This is a genomic window from Ruegeria sp. HKCCA5426, from assembly GCF_013034585.1.
Lineage (GTDB): Bacteria > Pseudomonadota > Alphaproteobacteria > Rhodobacterales > Rhodobacteraceae > Ruegeria.
In genome coordinates this window covers 193,983-212,037 of the sequence record NZ_WQGH01000009.1, presented here as the reverse complement: position 1 = coordinate 212,037, position 18,055 = coordinate 193,983, and the positions used below count along the sequence as shown (strand labels likewise).

Genomic DNA, 18,055 nt, shown 5'->3' with positions numbered 1-18,055 from the left:
GGTGTTGTCACGTTAACCGTCGTTCGGTTGCTCATGCTTGGATTTGGACATAGGTGACATCGATGAATTCATCGTCGATCAGCTACAAGCACCACCGATTTCCTCCTCAGATCATCGCTCACGCGGTGTGGCTTTATGTTCGCTTCAATTTGAGCCTACGGGAAGTTGAAGAGATGCTTCTACAACGTGGGATCGATGTTTCTTACGAGACCGTCCGCCGTTGGGTCTTCAAATTCGGGCCGGCGATAGCTCAAAACTTGCGGCAGAGACAGGGCTGCCCAGGTGATGTCTGGCATCTGGATGAAGTTGCCGTGAGAATCTCAGGTCGCAAGTATTGGCTTTGGCGCGCGGTCGATCAACATGGCATCGTGCTGGACGAAATACTCCAACCGAAACGGGACAAACGGGCTGCAAAACGGCTGTTACGCCGCCTGGTAAAGCGTTTTGGTATTCTTCCCAAGCGGATCATCACGGACAAACTGCGCTCATATGGCGCCGCCAAGCGAGAAGTCGCGCCGGGGTTGGATCATTGGTCACACAAGGGTTTGAACAATCGAGCCGAAAACAGCCACCTGCCATTCCGTAAGCGGGAACGAACGATGCAGGGGTTTCGGTCCCCAGGAGGTTTGCAGAGGTTCGTGACAACCCATTCAGCCGTTCGGAATTGCTTCTGTGCCCCCGCACGCCGTCGCTCAGCCTTAACAATTCGATATCACCGCCTCGAAGCATTTGACGCCTGGAATGCCGCCACTCGAGCTGCTTGAAGTCCGGGCATCAGCATTCCTTGGTGGGTCGGAAGTTAACGTGACAACACCGTGCGTGCGTCTTCGCGTCTGGTTTACCCCAGAAGCGTGCTTCACTCAAAAAGCATGATGAGGTGACACGGAGGCCACGGTATGGGTCGGGATTACCAGGTGCATTTTGTACTACCGCAGCAGGGAAACCGAGCGCTGCTTCAGAGAAGATTCTAAGGTGGCGAATTTGGACACTCACCGGTTTTGAGGGAGCAGTGCCAAGGCGATTGACTAAGCCGTGGAGTAGGGTCCATGATTTCAGAGAGATCGGGCCGCCGCTCTAAGGAGTTCGGAAATATGGGATTTGTTCAAGCAACCAAAACGTGCTTTGGAAAGTACTTTGTTTTTTCCGGGCGTGCAGTGAGGTCTGAGTACTGGTGGTTTGTGCTGTTTGTTGTTCTCGTAAGCCTCGTCTTTGCAATCGTCGACGCATCAATCTTTGGGACGGATCCCGAAACCGGACAAGGCATCCAAGTCCTGACCCCAATTTTTCAGCTTGCCGTTCTAATACCCATGCTGGCTGCTGGATGGCGTCGACTGCACGACACAGGACGACCGGGCTGGTATTTGCTTTTGCCTGCAGCACTAAGCATCGCGACTGTGCTCATGCTGTTCAGTGGCATCGCAGTGTTCTCTGCGCTCGAGCAAGGCGCGAATGATCCTGAAACTCTGAGGGGCCCAGCGGCTTTCCTCGGTGTCACCGGGTTGATGGTTGTCGGTATTCTGCAACTCATACTCTCAGTGCTCATGATCTGGTGGCTGAGTCGACCGTCACAAGAAGGCGATAATGCATACGGTCCCGCTCCAGTTTGACGCTATGACGCAGACTTGGTCAGAGGTTTTGCGGGGACGTAGTAAAGTTGTTTGGGAGAATACTAAGGAAGAATCTACGGTTTGCCTGCACGGGTCTCGCTATTCCGACTGTCAACAACCAACAGAATCAAATTGGGGGGAATAAGTGTCTAACTATTCAAAAATTGGCCTTGCAGTCTTCGTTGCAACGGCTGTCGCAGGCTGTGTCGAGACGACGCAACCCGGCTCTGGTGACGGTGAGGCCGTCGCGCGCGCCAATTGCGTCGCAGATGTCAACTCTACCGTCGGTGTCACCGGTTCGTCAGTGAACGACGTTACTCGCCTTGACGATGGCTTTAGCCTGCTCATGAACGTACCCGGCGCGCAAAATTTCTGGGTCTGCGAGACGACTCCGTCCGGCGCTGTCACGTCCGTGTTCTTCATGGGTGAGGGATAAGCTCTTTGAAGCGGGCGGTCTAAAGAGCCGCCTATTCCAAGAGGAAAAAAGATGTGAAGCGGGTGTGGCTTTGGGCACTAGGTTGATGAGTCAACCGGCTCTCACGAATTTGAACACCGGCAGCCGACGGTTTCGCTCTCTACAATAATGAGGTCATAAATGAACTGGCTTTCCACATTATTTACGTCCTTTTTGCTCGCTGCTCCATTGTCGGCAATGGCAGATTGGCAGTTTAGTTCAGGCCCAAGCCCTAATGCATTCATTCAGGCGAACAATATCACTTTAGAACTGCAATGCGACCGCATACGGTTTGCTCCAGCAGGCTATGAAGACAGCCAAGACATCGTGAACAAGCAGGGGCTTTCGTTTCGATTCATGAGCAACGGCACAGCTGAAGTCGGTGCGTTTCAGGCCGGGCGGGCCAACAGTTCCTTCCGGGTTGTGGACAATTACCCCGTCGAAATTGAGTTCAATGACGCCAATGACTACGTGTTTGTTCTGGATCAGATTGCCGCTAACGCGACGCTCAATCTCTCTATGACCGATCAGGACATTTCGTATGCGATCCTCGAATTGAAGGGGTCTTCGGCGGCCATCCGTTCGTTGAAACGCAGTTGTAGTAACCTCGCCTCGTCGGGTTCAGGTTCCCTTCCGGAAGCACCTGAAGGCGTAGTCTACTGCGGCGGGGGCGGCACTCAGCGACAGATCGAATATGCCATTGTCGACACCGGCAGCGACTGGGACGCGCGTGTTACGGTCAACGGTGAAACGATGGACGCAATGACGTCCTACAGCTACTTCGGCAATGCAGAGCCGCCGCGTGGCTTTATCGTCGCTCTCTTGGGCCAGGACCGTTCCGAGTTTCTCGTTTTTGAAGATGGTTCAGAGCGTTGGATCGAATACGGAGACTATCGATATGATCAGTGCAACTAGGCGCGCCGCGAAAGTGACCCTGATCTCGGCGCTGTTCTCTTTGACCATTGGTGCGGTTTTATGGGTCCTCTATTGGGTGCAAGGTGTGCAGATTGACGAGGACGGAGTGCTGCGCGAAGCGTTTTTCCTTCTCGGCCTTGGATGGATATTCACCTTAGGTGCAGTGGCGATGCTTCTGACGTCGCTGTTTCTCTATTTTTGGAACCGTTAATGCGGCTCTTCGCCTTAGTCGCGGCGATGGTAGTGCTGGTGACTGCCGCGTTCTGGGCGGGCGCGCGTGTACAGCTGGCCGTACAGGAGGACAACTGCCTGGACCTCGGCGGTGGAAGACATCCAGGGGACTACCCGGTATGCGTGGTAGAGCGATTTCCTGACTGGATTTCCATCGGCCCGATTGCTCTAATGCCTGCTGCTGTCCGCGAAATGAGCACCGAAGAGACCGGCAATGAGCAAGTGATCCTTCGGCTCGAGCTAAACAAAGACGCTGCTTTCGCCGTGGCGGGCCTGACAAGAGCGAAGATCGGAAAGGACCTTGAGCTGCGAGTTGGGAACAGGATGGTTAGCGCCGTGACGGTCAGAGAGGAGATCGCGAACAGGCGATGGAACCTCATCCTTCCCAAGGAGGCCGCCGATCTCGCGGTGCGTGAATACCAATGACTCAGCTAGCGCAGCTTCCTGCATCGAAATAGAACAATTGTGCGGGTCTGCTAGAGGAAAATCTATTGTCGAAAAACTTAGATAGCACTCTCTGCCGCAGCCTTGATCTTCAGCTTTCTGCTTCTGGCGGGATGTGCAGATTCCGTCCGGCAAGGCGGCGCGTGACAGGACACCCTGTCGGTGGTTTTGGATCAGGGTCCGCCCAGCAATATCGAGCGGCTCAACGATGGTCGGCGAGCATACTAGTGGATTGTCGAATTCACAGGCACGCAACCGATTGTAACCAACGCAACGACGAATGTAGAAAACGACATTTTATGTTCTACCCTAGCGAATACGTCATCTACTACGTTCGAGCCCTATTAGTATCGTTGCCCTTATTCTTTGATTGCGACGCCGCAGGGATATAAGTGGGCCATAGAGGGGCTTTTCAACGGGCGACCCAGATGTAACTAACCTTGCACCGATTTAGGTTATGCAGAATACGGCCCGGAGATCATCTTAGCCATGGAAATAACGGGAATCTGCACTCATCATTGAGATTTATGGAATCATCAAATGACGGAAAACCTATGAACTATGATGTCGCGCACGCGCTTGCTTCTGGTGCCTTACTTTACGCCACCTATTGGTTAATGCAGCTTACCGGTGTCCTTGACGGAAAGAGCAAGGGAAGACAGCGGCTGACACTTGCGGTCGCCTTTGCAGTCGTTATTCTTTTGCTAAATCTAGTGTGGCCAACCGCCTGATGAGTTTCCTTTAAGACTAGTTCACGAAGTCGCCGGGAGAGCGCTACCGCATTCAGCTCTCAGGAACCCATCCGCATAAAGTGTAGATCTGGTAAGTGGAGGTTTCTTCGTCTGGTGAGTTTACAACCAGCAGCCTATTTTTCTCAAGCGGGGTTAAGAGCTGGCGGTAAGAATAGGTTGCACCGTCAAATGAGCAGGCCAGATCAACGATTTGCACCGCGGTTCCGCGAAGAGCCTGAACTTGAGCGTAAGCACAAGACCCGTCGTCCGATTTGCGCCCCTCGTCGTCATAGATGACGTATCCGGCACGAAGGTCCCCATATTCCTCCGAAATCCGCGCGCCTTCCGCGCACGAAAGACCTTCCGGGACATAGAGTCCAGAAAAATGAACCTTTTCGGCCACTACAATCGATGAACTCAAGCCATACAAGATAGTGGCAAGTTGTACCGTAGATTTGGAAACCATGCGGTTATATCGCGCGCGAGGTCAGTGTGGGTCAAGGCGATTCCGTGTAACGCACAACTCAATCGCGCGCGTTGTTAGCACTTCCCTAAAGGCTATCGTTTGGGCCACGACCAAGGTATGGGTTCCGCCGCTTCGACAAAGGTTTCCCCAGTGGCTTTGCCGAGGTGATGCGTGAGCGCATTACCCTTGCTCAAAGCTTTGGCTAACGCTCGGTTGTGAGAAACGACGATGATCTGACTTCGCGCGGAGGCTTCTTTGATCAACCGAGCTAGAGGTGGGATTAAGTCAGGATGCAGGCTTGTTTCGGGCTCATTTAGGACCATCAGGCTAGGAGGTCGTGGCGTCAGTAAGGCCGCCACGAGGAGCAGGTATCGCAGGGTCCCATCCGACAATTCCGCAGTGCTGAGCGGGCGCAGCAACCCGTGCTGTTTCATTGTGAGGCTGAATAACCCATCTTTCGCATGAACCTCAATTGAACTTCCCGGAAATGCGTCCATGACGGTCTTTTCAAGTGTTGCCACATCGCCGATTTCCCGAATTGTCTCAATAGCTGCCGCCAGGTCCGAGCCGTCACTTGCAAGAATTGGAGTTCGGGTGCCGACCTGTTGCCTTCTGGCCGGGGCCTCACGATCAGTCCGAAGTTGATCATAGAACCGCCAATTCCGCATACGGTCTCGTAAATGCAGCAGCTCTAATGCGTTATTCGGATCGGCTGCGTGGGTCATCATACTGTCAAACGGTGGAAGGGTAGTGGCCGCCTGGTTCCAAGAACCGTACTCCGACCGTACCCGTACACACGGGCCACGGCGCTCTGCAAGCGCGTTGTGTCGGCTCAATGTCTCGCCGATCCACAATGCTTCGGACTTGATCTCAGGATCATTAGAAAAGGCTGAGGTTTCTGCTGGCAATCCAAGCTCGACTGCGTACCCGTAGTCTTCGGACGCAAAGCCAAGCTTTAGGCCGACTGGTTTGCTCCGAGTCGTTCCGGTGATGGGTACTTCACCCGTTTTCATCCCTCGAGACAGCACTTCAGGCCCCGCCCACATTGTGGAGCCCAACCCTCCTTCAGACGCGAGTGTAGAGATAACACTACCTTGTGACACCTCGCTCAACATTCGAAGCGCGCGATACAGCGACGACTTTCCGACCCCATTGCCACCGGTAATTACCGTCAGGGGAGCAAGTGGCAGAACCAGATTTCGGAGAGATCGATAACCGGCGACAGCAACTGTAACAAGCATTTCAGTCTTTCCGGCTCCGGCGATCACACATCAACAGACGACCTATCAGACTAAACACAGGATGTCCGCAACAGGTTTTGATTAAGGCTTTCATGTAGCCGCTGCGAATGAGAGCTTTGTCTGTGGCTGACACAGTTGCATGGAACAAACTTCCTTGCTGTTATTTCTGTCCAAATGAGCTAGACGCACTAGAAAAAGGGAGGTGGGTAGTAGTTGTAAAGCCGCTTTTTATGAGGTTGGTGTCCCTGAGCGAACTCCATGTTTGGCGCTCGCTGCCTGATGATGAGTGTCTGAGCATTTCTAAACGCTTCCGGCTGAACGCGAAGTGACTCCGGTTTAGCCGACCCAGAATACCCCATCAAGGAGGCGGCGGTCGTTGGCGATTTTGCGCCCAATCCTTATTTGTTGATTGTCAGCTCTCGTGCTGAGTTGGTCTGCATCGAAGACAACAACTTGCCTCAAGCCAATTACCTGATACGCATCATCATCGTAACAAACTAGACCCCAGCCGGGTTCTCCACATCCCTTCCCAAGGCAGCGAGGTCTGAGTATCGGTCGCCGATCCGGTGGTGCGGGCGACCACGGGTTGATGCCCCCAGAGCCACAACAAGTTCATCCACATCCGGCGCGTCGTAGATTGAAAACTGGACGGTCAGGTAGTGCGACCGCCGCCCGGTATCATGTTTGTCCATCAGCGGGATCTGAATTTGGGTGTTCGCGGGCCCTCGCGTGTTTGTGAAACCGAGATAGCTTTTTGCACCCACTGCCTCACGATAATAATTTCCGTACTGCAGGGTGTGAATAAGCGCGGAGGCATGTTCAATCTCACAACTTGTCCCGGCGATACAGGCTTTTCCGTAGGCTTCTATCGCATCGCCTGACCCCGCCAGAGCGATCAGTCTGTTGGTGAGCATCTCTCCCAGAACTGGCGCCATGCGCTGAATCTCTGGTGAAAGATCATCGACAAAGCCACGTCCTGCCCAAGGGTTTCTGACCACCGCTGCCACGCCGATCATGCGCAACACGGGTTCCGAAGGTCGGCCTCCTTCTGTGTGAATATCCTCATCAAAGGTGACTACCTTGCGCAATTCGGGGATCATATTGCTTCTCCTGTCAAACGTGATAGCTGTGGTGCCCGGTCGGTGTGTGTACGACGCCTTCGACTTCAGTTCCGTGGTAGAAACCAAATGTACCGTGGCTGTTTTCCTTTGCGTAACGGCGCAACATCGAATTTTCAGCCCCGTCGCGTACGCGTTCCAGCGGCAAGTCGCCGAGACCAAAGTATTGCATGCCGTCAGGGGGCTGCCCATGAACGCTTCCGTGGTAGATGATCCGCTGCGTCCCACTTTTGGATATTCGATAAACCGCATAAGGATGCGCCAGCTCTACAATCAAATCTCGGTTTGACAGATCAGTGATCAGCCCATCTGCAGAATTGTTATTTGCAGGAGCAACCGGCACTGAAATGTGCCCGCTTTTGTCAACGGAGAGTAGGACCCGATCTTCGTTGGCCAGTACCGCTCCGACGGTCACACCACCTGCAGTGGCGGCCTCTGTCAGGGCACTGTTGAGCCCCAAATCGAAATAGGCACCGCGAAAGTAGCCCAGCGGATGTCCCTCGCGCGTTTCGAAATCCTCCACGCGGCCGATCAGGATCAGATGGTCACCAGCATCGACCAAACGGTGTCGGGCACAGCTGAACCGGGCGAGCGCACCGTCTATCGTGGGCATGTTCCGCGCGTCAGGTTGCCAGGCTGCAATGTCGAATTTTTTGGCTGATTGAGACGCGAAAAGGCCCGAGATTTCTTTTTGGTCGTCCGACAGGACGTTGACCGTGAAATGATCCGCCTGCAGGAAGGTTTCAAAGGACAAGGCCTGCTTACCGACACAAACCAGGAGTAGAGGTGGGTCGAGAGAAACGGAGGTAAATGAGTTCGCCGTGAACCCGCGCGGGGTCCCGTCCGGCTGCCGGGTAGTTACCACTGTCACACCGGTGGCAAAGCGCCCGAAGGCGTCGCGCAGCGCCTTCCCGGCTAAGGGTTCCGTCGACTCCGGTGGGGTCAATCCTTCCAGAATGCTATTGTGCTCACCTAGCGCAGGAGGGGTCGTCAGTGCACCTTGGCGGTGTCGACCGAACCGCAACGGGTTTGCTGCCACGATCCAAGGTTCATGCCCCGCATCCGGATGCGGGACCTTCGCCAGCATGCCGCGACTGGCTACATGAGGGTCGGCCGCGATGTCCGAGATATTGTTCATCGGGCCGAACGGGACCTGGCCACCCAGTGTTGCCGTCAATTGCTCCTTAGTCCGTTGTCGGGTCCAATCGCGTACGATTTTGTTGACTTCGGAAGCATGGTTGGCCCGGGCCGCCCTTGTGGAGAAGCGGTCATCTTGTCCAAGTGACGGTTGCCCCATCAGCCGTGTCAAAAGCTGCCAAAACGCGTCATCGACAATACCAAGCGCGATGTGGCCATCGGCTGCAGGGTAAAGGCCAAACGGGGAAAGGAATGGATGCCCGTTGCCTTCCGGTCCGGGCACCTCTCCTGTCACGTTATGCAAGTAAACCATTCTTTCGCAGAGCGAGATCATGGCATCATACATGGCCACATCCACAAACTGCCCTTTGCCCGTCGCTTCGGCCTCGCGCAGGGCGGTCATGATACCGAAAGCCATCATCATGCCGGTGAATATGTCACCCACCCCAGGTCCGGTCTTGGTGGGTGTGTCAGCATTCGGTCCGGTGACGGACATCAGACCGCCCATGGCCTGCGCAACCACATCGTACGAAGGCCAGTTGGCATAGGGGCTTTGGCCTGTGCGCGGGTCGCCAAAGCCACGGATCGCGGCATAGACGAGCCGGGGGTTGTCGGCAGCAAGGCTTTCATAAGACAGGCCAAGGCGATCCATTACGCCCGGGCGGAAATTCTCGACGATGACATCCGCCGTTGCCGCAAGTTCTCGAAAAGTCGCGCAGCCCTCGGACGATTTCAGATCAAGCTGCACGCTTTTCTTGCCGCGGTTCAGGCTTACAAAGTAGCCGGCCCAGGCATGATCCGGATCGTCTTGACGGAACGGTCCGTTGCCGCGGCTGGTGTCGCCATGTTTGCCTTCGATCTTGATCACCTCGGCCCCGTGATCCGCCAGATGCATTGTACAATAGGGACCTGAAAGCATCCGGCTCAAATCCAACACACGCAGGCCTTTGAGGATTTTGGTGCTCATGGCTTCAGATCCAGATTGTTGAGAAAGCTGCGGAGTGGCTTGTTCACTGCGTCCGGGTCTTCGGCAAGTGCCATATGCCGCAGTCCCGGGAGGATAAGTGCACTGCCCCCCGCAATCTCGCTTGCGATGGCATAGGCCATGTCAGGCCCGTTGCCGAAATCCTCATCACCGGTAATCACCAGCGCCGGGCAAGAAATCGGCGGGCTTGGCGCAACAATTTCGTCGATACCATCGGCCAGCACGCGATAGATAGTGTGGTAAATTGCTTTGTCATTGGCCATGACCCAGTCGCGTACCGTCTCCATCATACGAGGGTTGGACTGGCGGAACGCATCGGTGAACCACCGGTCCAGCGCAGCTTCGACCGTTGCCTTTGGTCCGTCCCACCGTGCCTGTTCCACCCGTTTCAAGATTGCCTCTTGTGCGGCGTCGGTCCGTTTGTGAGGGGAATGAAGGATCACCAGAGCTGAAACCCGTTGTGGCACATCCTGGGCAAACCGACGCGCGATCATGCCACCCAACGAGAACCCTGCGATAACCGCGCTTTGGATGGCGCAGTGGTCCAGCAAGCTCTCTAGCTGGCGTGAAAACATTGAAAGGCTGGGGCGTTCGGGTGGCGGGGCACTTTGCCCATGACCATATAGATCATAGGTGAGAACGCGAAAGCGATCAGACAGTGCAGGGATCGTCCATTGCCAGCAATCCTGGTTCAGGCCCAGCCCATGGATCATTACCACAACAGGCGCACCTTCTGGTCCTGTCATTTTTAAATGGGTTCCGTCTGGTGCTATGCCCATCAGGATTGGTCCTTGAGGGGGCGATAGGCTACGACTTCGACCTCAACGCGGGCATCCACCAGAAGATCGCTGACCACAGCCGACCGGGTTGGAGGCTCAACTGGAAAATAGTCGGCGTAGACGGCGTTAAATCCAGGGAAATCGTCGCGCTCCCGCAGCCAGACCATGGCCTTGATGACATCGTCGCGGGTGCAGCCTGCCTTGGCTAGTGTCTTGGTGATGTCGTCCAAAACTGCGCGGGTCTGCTCTTCGACGGTGCCATCGGTCATAGGCACGCCGTCTCGCATAGGAATTTGCCCTGTCAGAAAAACGAAATCACCTGCCCGAATGGCGCGGGACAGCGACAGAACCCGTCCGCCAATTTCCAGTGGACCTCCGATAACCTGCTTTTTGCTACCCATTTCCAAGCCTCCCTTTGGAACAGCCTGCACCCATGATCGGATGCGAGACCCGGATTTTTCGACAGACTGCGTCGTATTTTCATAACCCTGAGGCGCGAAAGCAGACATGAATAGGGAGGCAACAATCAGGGGGGAGGCACGCCATGGCTGATGTCAAAAACTATCAGATGCTGATTGATGGCGACTGGGTCGACGCTGCGGATGGCGGTACTTTTGACAGCGTCAACCCAGCCAATGGTGAGGTCTGGAGCCGTGTTCCAGAGGCAACTGAGGATGATATCAACCGCGCAGTCACCGCGGCGCACACTGCTTTTAGCAGCGGCCCCTGGGCGCGGATGACACCGACCGAGCGCGGCAAATGCCTGCGCAAGCTGGGCGATCTTCTGGCGGATCATTCCGAAGAGCTGGGACGAACTGAATCCATCGACACCGGCAAGATGCTCAAGGAAACGCGTTGGCAAGCCAAGTACATTGCCGAGTTTTTCCACTTTTTTGCTGGGTGTGCGGATAAGGTAAGCGGCGAGACACTGCCCATCGACAAACCTGACATGTTTGTCTTTACCAAGCGCGAACCTCTGGGCGTGGTTGCTGCCGTGGTGCCCTGGAATTCGCAATTGTTCCTTGTAGCGGTCAAGATCGGCCCGGCATTGGCTGCCGGGAATACGGTTGTTCTAAAAGCATCCGAACATGCCAGCGCGGCCATGCTGGAGTTTGGGCGACTTGTCGAAATGGCCGGTATCCCGTCTGGTGTGGTCAACATCGTAACGGGTCATGGTGAGCCCTGTGGACGGGCTTTGACCGGGCATCCACTGGTGGCGCGCGTCTCTTTTACCGGTGGCCCAAATGCCGCGCGCCATGTGCTGGAGAACGCAAAACGCAACTTTGCCGAGGTCTCATTGGAACTGGGCGGCAAGTCGCCCTTCATTGTTTTTGATGACGCCAATATCGAAAGTGCAGTCAATGCCTCGATTGCCGGTATCTTTGGCGCGACAGGGCAAAGCTGCGTCGCCGGATCGCGGCTCTACTTGCACGAGGACATCGCGGATGAGTTTCTCGACAGGATGGTGGCGCAGGCGCAGCAGATCCTCATTGGCGATCCACTGGCCGAGGAAACTCAGATGGGGCCGCTTTGCACCCCTGGACAGTTGGACCACATCCAACGCGAGGTTGCCTTCGCTCAGGAAGAGGGCGGCACAGTTCTGGTGGGGGGCAAGCAGCCGGAAGGCAAAGCAGGGCTATATTTCGAGCCAACCATCATCGACTGCCCACGGCAGGATCTGCGTATCGTCGATACAGAGCTTTTCGGCCCTGTACTTTGCGTCCAGCGTTTTAAGACCGAATCTGAGGTGCTGGAACTGGCCAACGATACCGAACATGGGCTGGCGGCGGGCATCTTTACCACCGACGGCGCGCGATCCTTGCGCATGGCAAATGCGGTGCGTGCCGGCATCGTCTGGGTGAACACCTACCGTGTTGTGTCGCCGATAGCGGAGTTTGGTGGCGTTAAAGGATCAGGCTATGGCCGCGAAAGCGGGTTCCAGGCGATCTACGATTACACCCGGCCCAAGACGGTCTGGATGAACACATCGGATGAGCCGATGGCGAACCCGTTTGTAATGCGCTGAGGGAGGTGAGCATGAAATTCCAACTTGCCGTAAACATGGAGCGGATCGACAACAGTCTTGATATGAAAGACGTCGCGCGCCACACATTGGAGATGGTGCAAATCGCCGAGGATGGCGGTTTCGATATCGTTTGGGCTGCTGAGCATCACGCGCTGGAAATGACGATTGCGCCCAACCCGTTCCAACTGCTGACTTGGTGGTCATCCGAGACCAGCCGGATCCGGCTTGGTACGGCGGTGGCGACCGCTGCGTACTGGCACCCGATTAACCTGGCCGGTGAAGCCGCGATGCTGGATCTTTTAAGCGGCGGTCGGTTGGAGTTTGGTATCGGGTCAGGTGCCTATCAGCGCGAGTTCGATCGCATGAAGCCGGGCCTCAAGCAATCTGATGCGTGGCGCTATATGCAAGAGATGCTGCCCACGGTGCGCGAGTTGTGGAAGGGCGATTATGCGCATGAAGGCGAATATTGGCAATTCCCGACATCAACCTCGGTGCCCAAACCATTGCAAGCCGAGGTTCCGGTTTGGGTCGCGGCGCGCTCGCCGATCACCTATGACTACGCCATGCGTGAACGCTGCCACGTGAATTGCTGGCCTTTCACCCGCCCGTTCGCTGAGGCCGAGCTGTACAAAAAGCAACTCGATGAGGCGATTGAAAAAGCGGATAATGGCTGGGTTCCACGTTTTGCGCTGATGCGCCATTCCTGCGTTTACGACAATGCGGCCGATGGCGAAAACGCGATGAAGGCGGTGCGACGATTGCTGAGCCAGTTCGAAAACCTCTATCGCAATTTGGGCGATGTCAAAGATGGTTTTCCTGCTTCCATTCCGCTGGATCAGTTGGAGGGCCGGGAACAGTATGATCCCTTGATGCTGGAAGAAAACCTAATGTTCGGTTCACCTGAGCGTGTGATTGGAAAGCTCAAGAAATATCAGGGGCTCGGTGTGAACGAGTTCATCTACTATGCCTCGATGGGGCTTGATCACGCGGCGCAGCAGCGATCCTTGCGCATGTTCTGCGACGAGGTCATGCCGGAATTCAAGGAGGACTGAAGCAATGGCAGAAGGGGTCAAAACACACCGCGACGGCCACGTTCTGGAAATCACACTAGAGCGGGGCAAAGTAAACGCCATCGACGTTCCCACCAGTCAGGCCTTGGCCGCGGCGTTTAAGGAGCTGCACGAGGACAAGGACTTGCGTTGCGCGATTCTGACCGGGGGCGGAGATCGGATTTTCTCGGCCGGGTGGGATTTGAAGGCCCTGAACGAGGGCGAAATGCAACTCGACAACTGGTGGGAGAGTGATGACTACGGGTTTGGCGGGTTCACGGGTCTGACCGAGAATTGGGCGCTCAACAAGCCGGTTATCGCGGCCATCAACGGTCTTGCAATCGGCGGTGGATTCGAGATGGCCATGGCCTGTGATCTGCTGATTGCGGCGGATCATGTGGAGTTTGGCCTGCCTGAAATGCCTTTGGGCATCGTTCCAGATGCGGGGGCACTACAACGCCTGCCTCGGAGAATACCGCACAATATCGCGATGGAGATGTTTCTATTGGGCCGTCGCATGACCGCCACCGAGGCAGCGCATTACGGGTTGGTCAACAAGGTGGTTCCAAAGGATCAATTGATGACAGCGGCCCGGGAATGGGCGGCCTCGATTGCCTGGTCAGCGCCTCTTGCAATGCAATCCGTCAAGGAAGTGCAGCGCGAGATCGAGTGCGTGCCGCTGGAACAGGCCTTTCACAAGATGCGCACCGATCCGATGCCGATCTACCGCAAGATGCTGAAATCTGATGACGCGGCCGAAGGTGTCGCGGCTTTTGTCGAAAAGCGTGAACCCAAATTCAAGGGTGAGTGATGTATCCTGACCCCTCATCGATCACCCGCATCACCAGCATTGGAGCCGGCCCCATCGGCGGCGGCTGGGCAGCGCATTTTCTTGCGCGTGGTTATGATGTGACCGCCTATTTGCATGACGCGAGCGAAACTGATGCTTTCTACGAGATCCTGCATACTGCCTGGAAAAGCTTGACGGATTTGGGCCTTGCTGCTGGCGCGTCGCTTGACCGTTTGCGTATTGTCACTGATCTGGAGGCTGCGCTGGACGGCGCCGAATTTGTGCAGGAAAGCGCGCCCGAGCGTCTTGAGATCAAGCAGGCACTTTATCAACGACTCGGGCTCATTTTGCCAACAGACGTCGTGATTGGCTCTTCCACGTCCGGCTTGATGATGACCGACATCCAAGCGACTTGCGCGACACCGGAACGCTGTGTGATCGGCCATCCCTTCAATCCACCATATTTGCTACCACTGGTCGAAATCGTGGGCGGCGAACAGACATCACCAGAGGCGGTGGCTTGGGCCGGGGAATTCTACGAAATAGCGGGCAAGGCCCCGTTGATGATGAAAAAAGAGATCCCCGGCTTTGTCGCGACCCGACTGCAAGAGGCGCTTTGGCGAGAGGCCCTGCATATGGTCGCCAATGGAGAGGCAACGCCGGAAGACATCGACATCGCACTCATGAACGGCCCGGCGCCTCGTATGGTCTCGCAGGGTCAGTGTATGGCTTTTCACGTGGCCTGTGGTACCGGAGGCATGGCCACCAACCTGGATCAGTTCGGCCCGGCGCTTAAACTGCCCTGGACCCGGTTGGAGGCACCTGAGCTGACGAAGGAATTGCGCGATCGCATGGTCGATGGCTGCAACGCTGTCGCCGGCGACCGAGATTTCGAGGACATGGCAGCCCAACGAGATCGCGAAATAGTTGCAGTGCTGAATGCTCTGCGTCAGTCCCGCGGGGGATAACCTTGAGCGGGCACGTTGTTCAGAATGGACAAGAAATCCGAGAGAGAGCCGGGCCAGCTGGGTGCCGGCTCGCTTTTCGGCCATGCCTCACGGTATTCGGATGGGCGCCGGCCGAAGAATTTACCGAATGAATAGGCAAAATGTGACAGTGTATTGAATCCTGATGCGGTGGCAATCTCGCGTACACTGAGGTCGGTCGAAATCAACAGCAGGCGAGCATTCTGCAATCGGCGCAATAAGCCGAATTGCACCACGGTACAGCCCACGTGTTTCTTGAATTGGCGTTCCAGTTGACGCTGAGAAACACCCAGAACATCAGCGATTTGGGGCACTTTGAGCGGCTCTTCTATGTTTTCTTCGATCAGGGTCATCGCTTCTCGGATCAACGGAAGCATGGTTTCCGTGCTCCGGCCCATGGTGCTGCGCTGGGGTGAGGCGGCGTCGCGAATGGGGTGATGCAGCATCTGGTCTGCAATCTCCCCCGAAAAGCCGCTGTCGCTGATGGATTCAATCAGCCTTAGCATCAGATCGACCCCAGCCAACCCGCCCGCGCACGTCATTACCTTGCCGTCAATAGTGAACAGACACTCATGAACATCGACCCGATCAAAGGATTCCCGGAACCCGCTCAACCACGACCAGTGAATAGTCGCAGGTTTGCCGTCCAACAGGCCTGCACGTGCGACGATGTAGCTGCCCAATTCAACGCCGCAAACAGTTTCGCCTGCGCGTGCGCGTTTTCGCAACCAGGTGAGTAAAGCGGTGTTTTCGTAGTGTTCAGTACCCCAACTGCCCAACACAAACACAAAATCTGCCGGAGTGAGGCTCCCGTAGTCGGTGTCAACTGCGGTCGTCATGCCATTGCTGGCAACAATCTCAGGACCGTCGAACGAGACGATGTCCCAGGAAAACATCGGTTCTGACGCCAGGTAATTTGCGATCCGCATGGTTTCGATCATGGTGATCAGCGTGGTCAGGTTGAAACGCGGGACAACGACAAATACGGCATGCCGTTTAGCCCGAGCCATATGCGTTGTGATGTCGACATGCATTGGTTTTACCAAGAAGCTTTAGGTCAGATTTTTCGCCATTCTAACCTAATCTGTGGCGGATAATCGACATCTTTATCCGTCAATCGCGCGGCAATCTAGGTAAAAAGGGGGGCTCGGATATGACCTACGAAGTTGTGCTGACCTGCGCAGTTACCGGTGCGGGAGATACGACCGGCAAGAGCCCTCACGTGCCGGTGACCCCGAAAGAAATTGCTGATGCGGCAATCGAAGCCGCCAGGGCAGGGGCCTCTGCCGCGCATGTGCATGCGCGTGATCCTGAAACGGGGCAGGGCTCGCGCGATCCGGCGCTCTTCAAGGAAATCGTGGATCGAATACGCGAAAGCGATACGGATGTGGTCATCAATGTTACGGCAGGTATGGGGGGCGATTGGATTTCAGACCCGTCCAATCCCGCCATGCCCGGTCCGGGCACCGACATGATCGGACCAGAAGAACGGCTGGCCCATATCAAGGAATGCCTGCCTGAAATCTGCTCTCTCGATTGTGGCACGCTGAATTTTTCCGACACGGACATGATCTATATTTCCACGCCACCGACACTGCGTCGGATGGCGGCACTGGTTCAAGAATGGGGTGTAAAGCCCGAGCTTGAGGTCTTTGATCTCGGCCATATCCGATTTGCCAAGGCGATGGTGGAGGAGGGGCTGATTGATGCGCCGCCGATGTTCCAGTTGTGCCTTGGAATTCCATGGGGGGCCGATCAAACGGTGGAGACCATGGCGGCCATGAAGGCGCAACTGCCCGTAGGCGCCAGCTGGGCCAGTTTTGGGATTGGGCGGGGGCAGATGCCGATGGCAGCCGCAGCTGTCGCGCTTGGCGGGAATGTGCGTGTCGGTCTTGAGGACAACATCTACCTTGATCGCGGGGTTCTGGCGACAAACGGCCAGCTTGTCACCCGCGCCCGAGAGATTATCGAACGGATGGGTGGGCGGATCCTGACACCGCAAGAGTCGCGCAACAAGCTGAACCTGAGGGGGGCGGATGGCTGATCCAACCCAAACCGGTAGCTTGCAAATTCGCAATGTCTCCAAGTTTTTTGGTCAGTTCCGTGCTGTCAACGACATCTGCCTGGATATCCGAAATGGAGAGTTCCTGACGCTGTTGGGCCCGTCGGGATCGGGCAAAACCACCTTGTTAATGATGATCGCCGGGTTTCTCGACGTATCGAAAGGAGAGATTGCGCTGGACGGTGCGTCCATCTCGGATGTGCCAGCCGAAAAGCGCAATTTCGGCATGGTGTTTCAAGGATATGCTCTGTTCCCCCATATGACTGTTCGCGACAACGTGGGTTATGCGCTAAGCGTGCGTAAACGCCCCGCCGACGAAATTCGGAACCGTGTCGACGAGATGCTGGAGCTGGTTCAGCTTCAGGAGTTTGCAGATCGCAAACCGGGGCAGTTGTCTGGTGGTCAGCAACAACGTGTGGCCCTTGCACGTGCCTTGTGTTTTGCGCCGCCTGTGCTGTTGCTGGACGAACCGCTGGGAGCGCTGGACAAAAAGCTGCGTGTCGAAGTGCAGGAGCAGCTCAAGGACATTCATCGTCGCGTTGGCACCACCTTCATCTATGTCACCCATGATCAGGAAGAGGCACTGTCGATGTCTGACCGCATCGTGATCATGCGCGACGGCGCGATCGAGCAGGTTGGCACGCCAAAAGAGCTGTACGAGCGCCCGATCAATCAGTTCACCGCCAGCTTTCTGGGGAAATCGAACTTCATTCATCAACAGGGGAAGGTCTTTGCCCTTCGCCCGGAAAAAATTGATCTGATGCTTGGCAACGAAAACACCGAGGCCCGGATGAGGGGCGCCATTCGCAGCATCACCTATTTCGGCTCGATGCAGAGGATCATCGTGGACACCGACGAGGGGGCCGAGATTGAGGTTGATATCGACGTCTGGCGCAACGCCTCTGATCTGGCAGAGGGGGTGAGGGTGGATTTGCTTTGGAAGGATACAGCAGCAGTGGAGCTACAAGCGGGCTAGGCACCCCAACACAGAACGCCCAGAGGCGTCATGACCGAAAGCCGAGTCAAATCTCGGA

20 protein-coding genes are annotated in these 18,055 nt (G+C 55.8%); 13 read left to right on the top strand and 7 right to left on the bottom strand.

All coding sequences use genetic code 11. From position 1 onward, the window contains the following. Positions 1-62: 62 nt before the first annotated feature. The 7 genes from GOV87_RS15865 to GOV87_RS15835 all read left to right on the top strand — a co-directional run bounded on the left by GOV87_RS15865 (position 63) and on the right by GOV87_RS15835 (position 4,382). Positions 63-764 (top strand): IS6 family transposase, encoded by a 702-nt coding sequence (locus tag GOV87_RS15865; protein WP_170389003.1) that lies wholly within the window; start codon positions 63-65, stop codon positions 762-764. A gap of 327 nt (positions 765-1,091) precedes the next feature. Beyond that, entirely contained in the window at positions 1,092-1,607 is a 516-nt protein-coding gene (locus GOV87_RS15860) for a DUF805 domain-containing protein (RefSeq protein ID WP_029622284.1), read from the top strand. Positions 1,608-1,752: 145 nt separating this feature from the next. Beyond that, the gene (locus tag GOV87_RS15855) at positions 1,753-2,043 is read left to right on the top strand and encodes a hypothetical protein (RefSeq protein ID WP_170418286.1); all 291 of its coding nucleotides are present in this window, start codon (positions 1,753-1,755) and stop codon (positions 2,041-2,043) included. Positions 2,044-2,202: 159 nt separating this feature from the next. Next, the gene (locus GOV87_RS15850; RefSeq protein ID WP_170603540.1) at positions 2,203-2,976 is read left to right on the top strand and encodes a hypothetical protein; all 774 of its coding nucleotides are present in this window, start codon (positions 2,203-2,205) and stop codon (positions 2,974-2,976) included. Beyond that, complete coding sequence (locus GOV87_RS15845) at positions 2,960-3,187, top strand: DUF3955 domain-containing protein (protein WP_170568172.1); 228 nt, start codon at positions 2,960-2,962, stop codon at positions 3,185-3,187. The genes GOV87_RS15850 and GOV87_RS15845 overlap by 17 nt, the downstream gene beginning before the upstream one ends. Beyond that, complete coding sequence (locus tag GOV87_RS15840) at positions 3,187-3,633, top strand: hypothetical protein (protein ID WP_010443799.1); 447 nt, start codon at positions 3,187-3,189, stop codon at positions 3,631-3,633. The genes GOV87_RS15845 and GOV87_RS15840 overlap by 1 nt, the downstream gene beginning before the upstream one ends. Positions 3,634-4,205: 572 nt before the next feature. After that, complete coding sequence (locus GOV87_RS15835) at positions 4,206-4,382, top strand: hypothetical protein (RefSeq protein ID WP_157769979.1); 177 nt, start codon at positions 4,206-4,208, stop codon at positions 4,380-4,382. A 52-nt stretch (positions 4,383-4,434) separates the two neighbouring features. On the opposite strand, the gene GOV87_RS15830 is transcribed toward GOV87_RS15835, so the two are convergent. The 6 genes from GOV87_RS15830 to GOV87_RS15805 form a co-directional block, all read right to left on the bottom strand. Continuing rightward, a complete protein-coding gene (locus tag GOV87_RS15830) occupies positions 4,435-4,848 on the bottom strand; it encodes a hypothetical protein (protein ID WP_170568171.1) in 414 nt (137 codons plus the stop codon). 92 nt (positions 4,849-4,940) lie between these two features. Continuing rightward, positions 4,941-6,089 carry an AAA family ATPase gene (locus tag GOV87_RS15825; protein ID WP_029622285.1) on the bottom strand — a complete coding sequence of 383 codons (1,149 nt, stop codon included), beginning with the start codon at positions 6,087-6,089 and terminating at the stop codon, positions 4,941-4,943. 497 nt (positions 6,090-6,586) lie between these two features. Then, positions 6,587-7,189, bottom strand: coding sequence for an amino acid synthesis family protein (locus GOV87_RS15820; RefSeq protein ID WP_010443804.1), 603 nt, complete (start codon positions 7,187-7,189; stop codon positions 6,587-6,589). Between the two features lie 13 nt (positions 7,190-7,202). Then, a complete protein-coding gene (locus GOV87_RS15815; protein WP_170486591.1) occupies positions 7,203-9,311 on the bottom strand; it encodes a CoA transferase in 2,109 nt (702 codons plus the stop codon). Further along, positions 9,308-10,075: an alpha/beta fold hydrolase gene (locus GOV87_RS15810; RefSeq protein WP_254447392.1), complete on the bottom strand. Its 768-nt coding sequence runs from the start codon at positions 10,073-10,075 to the stop codon at positions 9,308-9,310. The genes GOV87_RS15815 and GOV87_RS15810 overlap by 4 nt, the downstream gene beginning before the upstream one ends. 32 nt (positions 10,076-10,107) lie before the next feature. Beyond that, positions 10,108-10,509: a RidA family protein gene (locus GOV87_RS15805; RefSeq protein ID WP_170418304.1), complete on the bottom strand. Its 402-nt coding sequence runs from the start codon at positions 10,507-10,509 to the stop codon at positions 10,108-10,110. Positions 10,510-10,652: 143 nt separating this feature from the next. Between GOV87_RS15805 and GOV87_RS15800 the strand changes: the two genes are divergently transcribed. Genes GOV87_RS15800 through GOV87_RS15785 form a run of 4 tightly spaced genes read left to right on the top strand, consistent with a single transcriptional unit; the run spans position 10,653 to position 14,941 of the window. Next, positions 10,653-12,134 (top strand): aldehyde dehydrogenase, encoded by a 1,482-nt coding sequence (locus GOV87_RS15800; protein ID WP_170724922.1) that lies wholly within the window; start codon positions 10,653-10,655, stop codon positions 12,132-12,134. An 11-nt stretch (positions 12,135-12,145) separates the two neighbouring features. After that, entirely contained in the window at positions 12,146-13,186 is a 1,041-nt protein-coding gene (locus GOV87_RS15795; RefSeq protein WP_170486588.1) for an LLM class flavin-dependent oxidoreductase, read from the top strand. Positions 13,187-13,190: 4 nt separating this feature from the next. Then, positions 13,191-13,994 carry a carnitinyl-CoA dehydratase gene (locus GOV87_RS15790; RefSeq protein WP_170568168.1) on the top strand — a complete coding sequence of 268 codons (804 nt, stop codon included), beginning with the start codon at positions 13,191-13,193 and terminating at the stop codon, positions 13,992-13,994. Continuing rightward, a complete protein-coding gene (locus tag GOV87_RS15785; RefSeq protein ID WP_170724921.1) occupies positions 13,994-14,941 on the top strand; it encodes a 3-hydroxyacyl-CoA dehydrogenase NAD-binding domain-containing protein in 948 nt (315 codons plus the stop codon). Before GOV87_RS15790 ends, GOV87_RS15785 begins: the two co-directional genes overlap by 1 nt. On the opposite strand, the gene GOV87_RS15780 is transcribed toward GOV87_RS15785, so the two are convergent. Beyond that, complete coding sequence (locus GOV87_RS15780) at positions 14,923-15,993, bottom strand: GlxA family transcriptional regulator (protein WP_170724920.1); 1,071 nt, start codon at positions 15,991-15,993, stop codon at positions 14,923-14,925. The genes GOV87_RS15785 and GOV87_RS15780 overlap by 19 nt on opposite strands. 119 nt (positions 15,994-16,112) lie before the next feature. Here GOV87_RS15780 and GOV87_RS15775 point away from each other — a divergent pair, with 119 nt between their 5' ends. Beyond that, positions 16,113-17,003, top strand: coding sequence for a 3-keto-5-aminohexanoate cleavage protein (locus GOV87_RS15775; protein ID WP_170570572.1), 891 nt, complete (start codon positions 16,113-16,115; stop codon positions 17,001-17,003). Beyond that, positions 16,996-17,997, top strand: coding sequence for an ABC transporter ATP-binding protein (locus tag GOV87_RS15770; protein ID WP_170805148.1), 1,002 nt, complete (start codon positions 16,996-16,998; stop codon positions 17,995-17,997). The genes GOV87_RS15775 and GOV87_RS15770 overlap by 8 nt, the downstream gene beginning before the upstream one ends. Positions 17,998-18,055 lie beyond the last annotated feature (58 nt).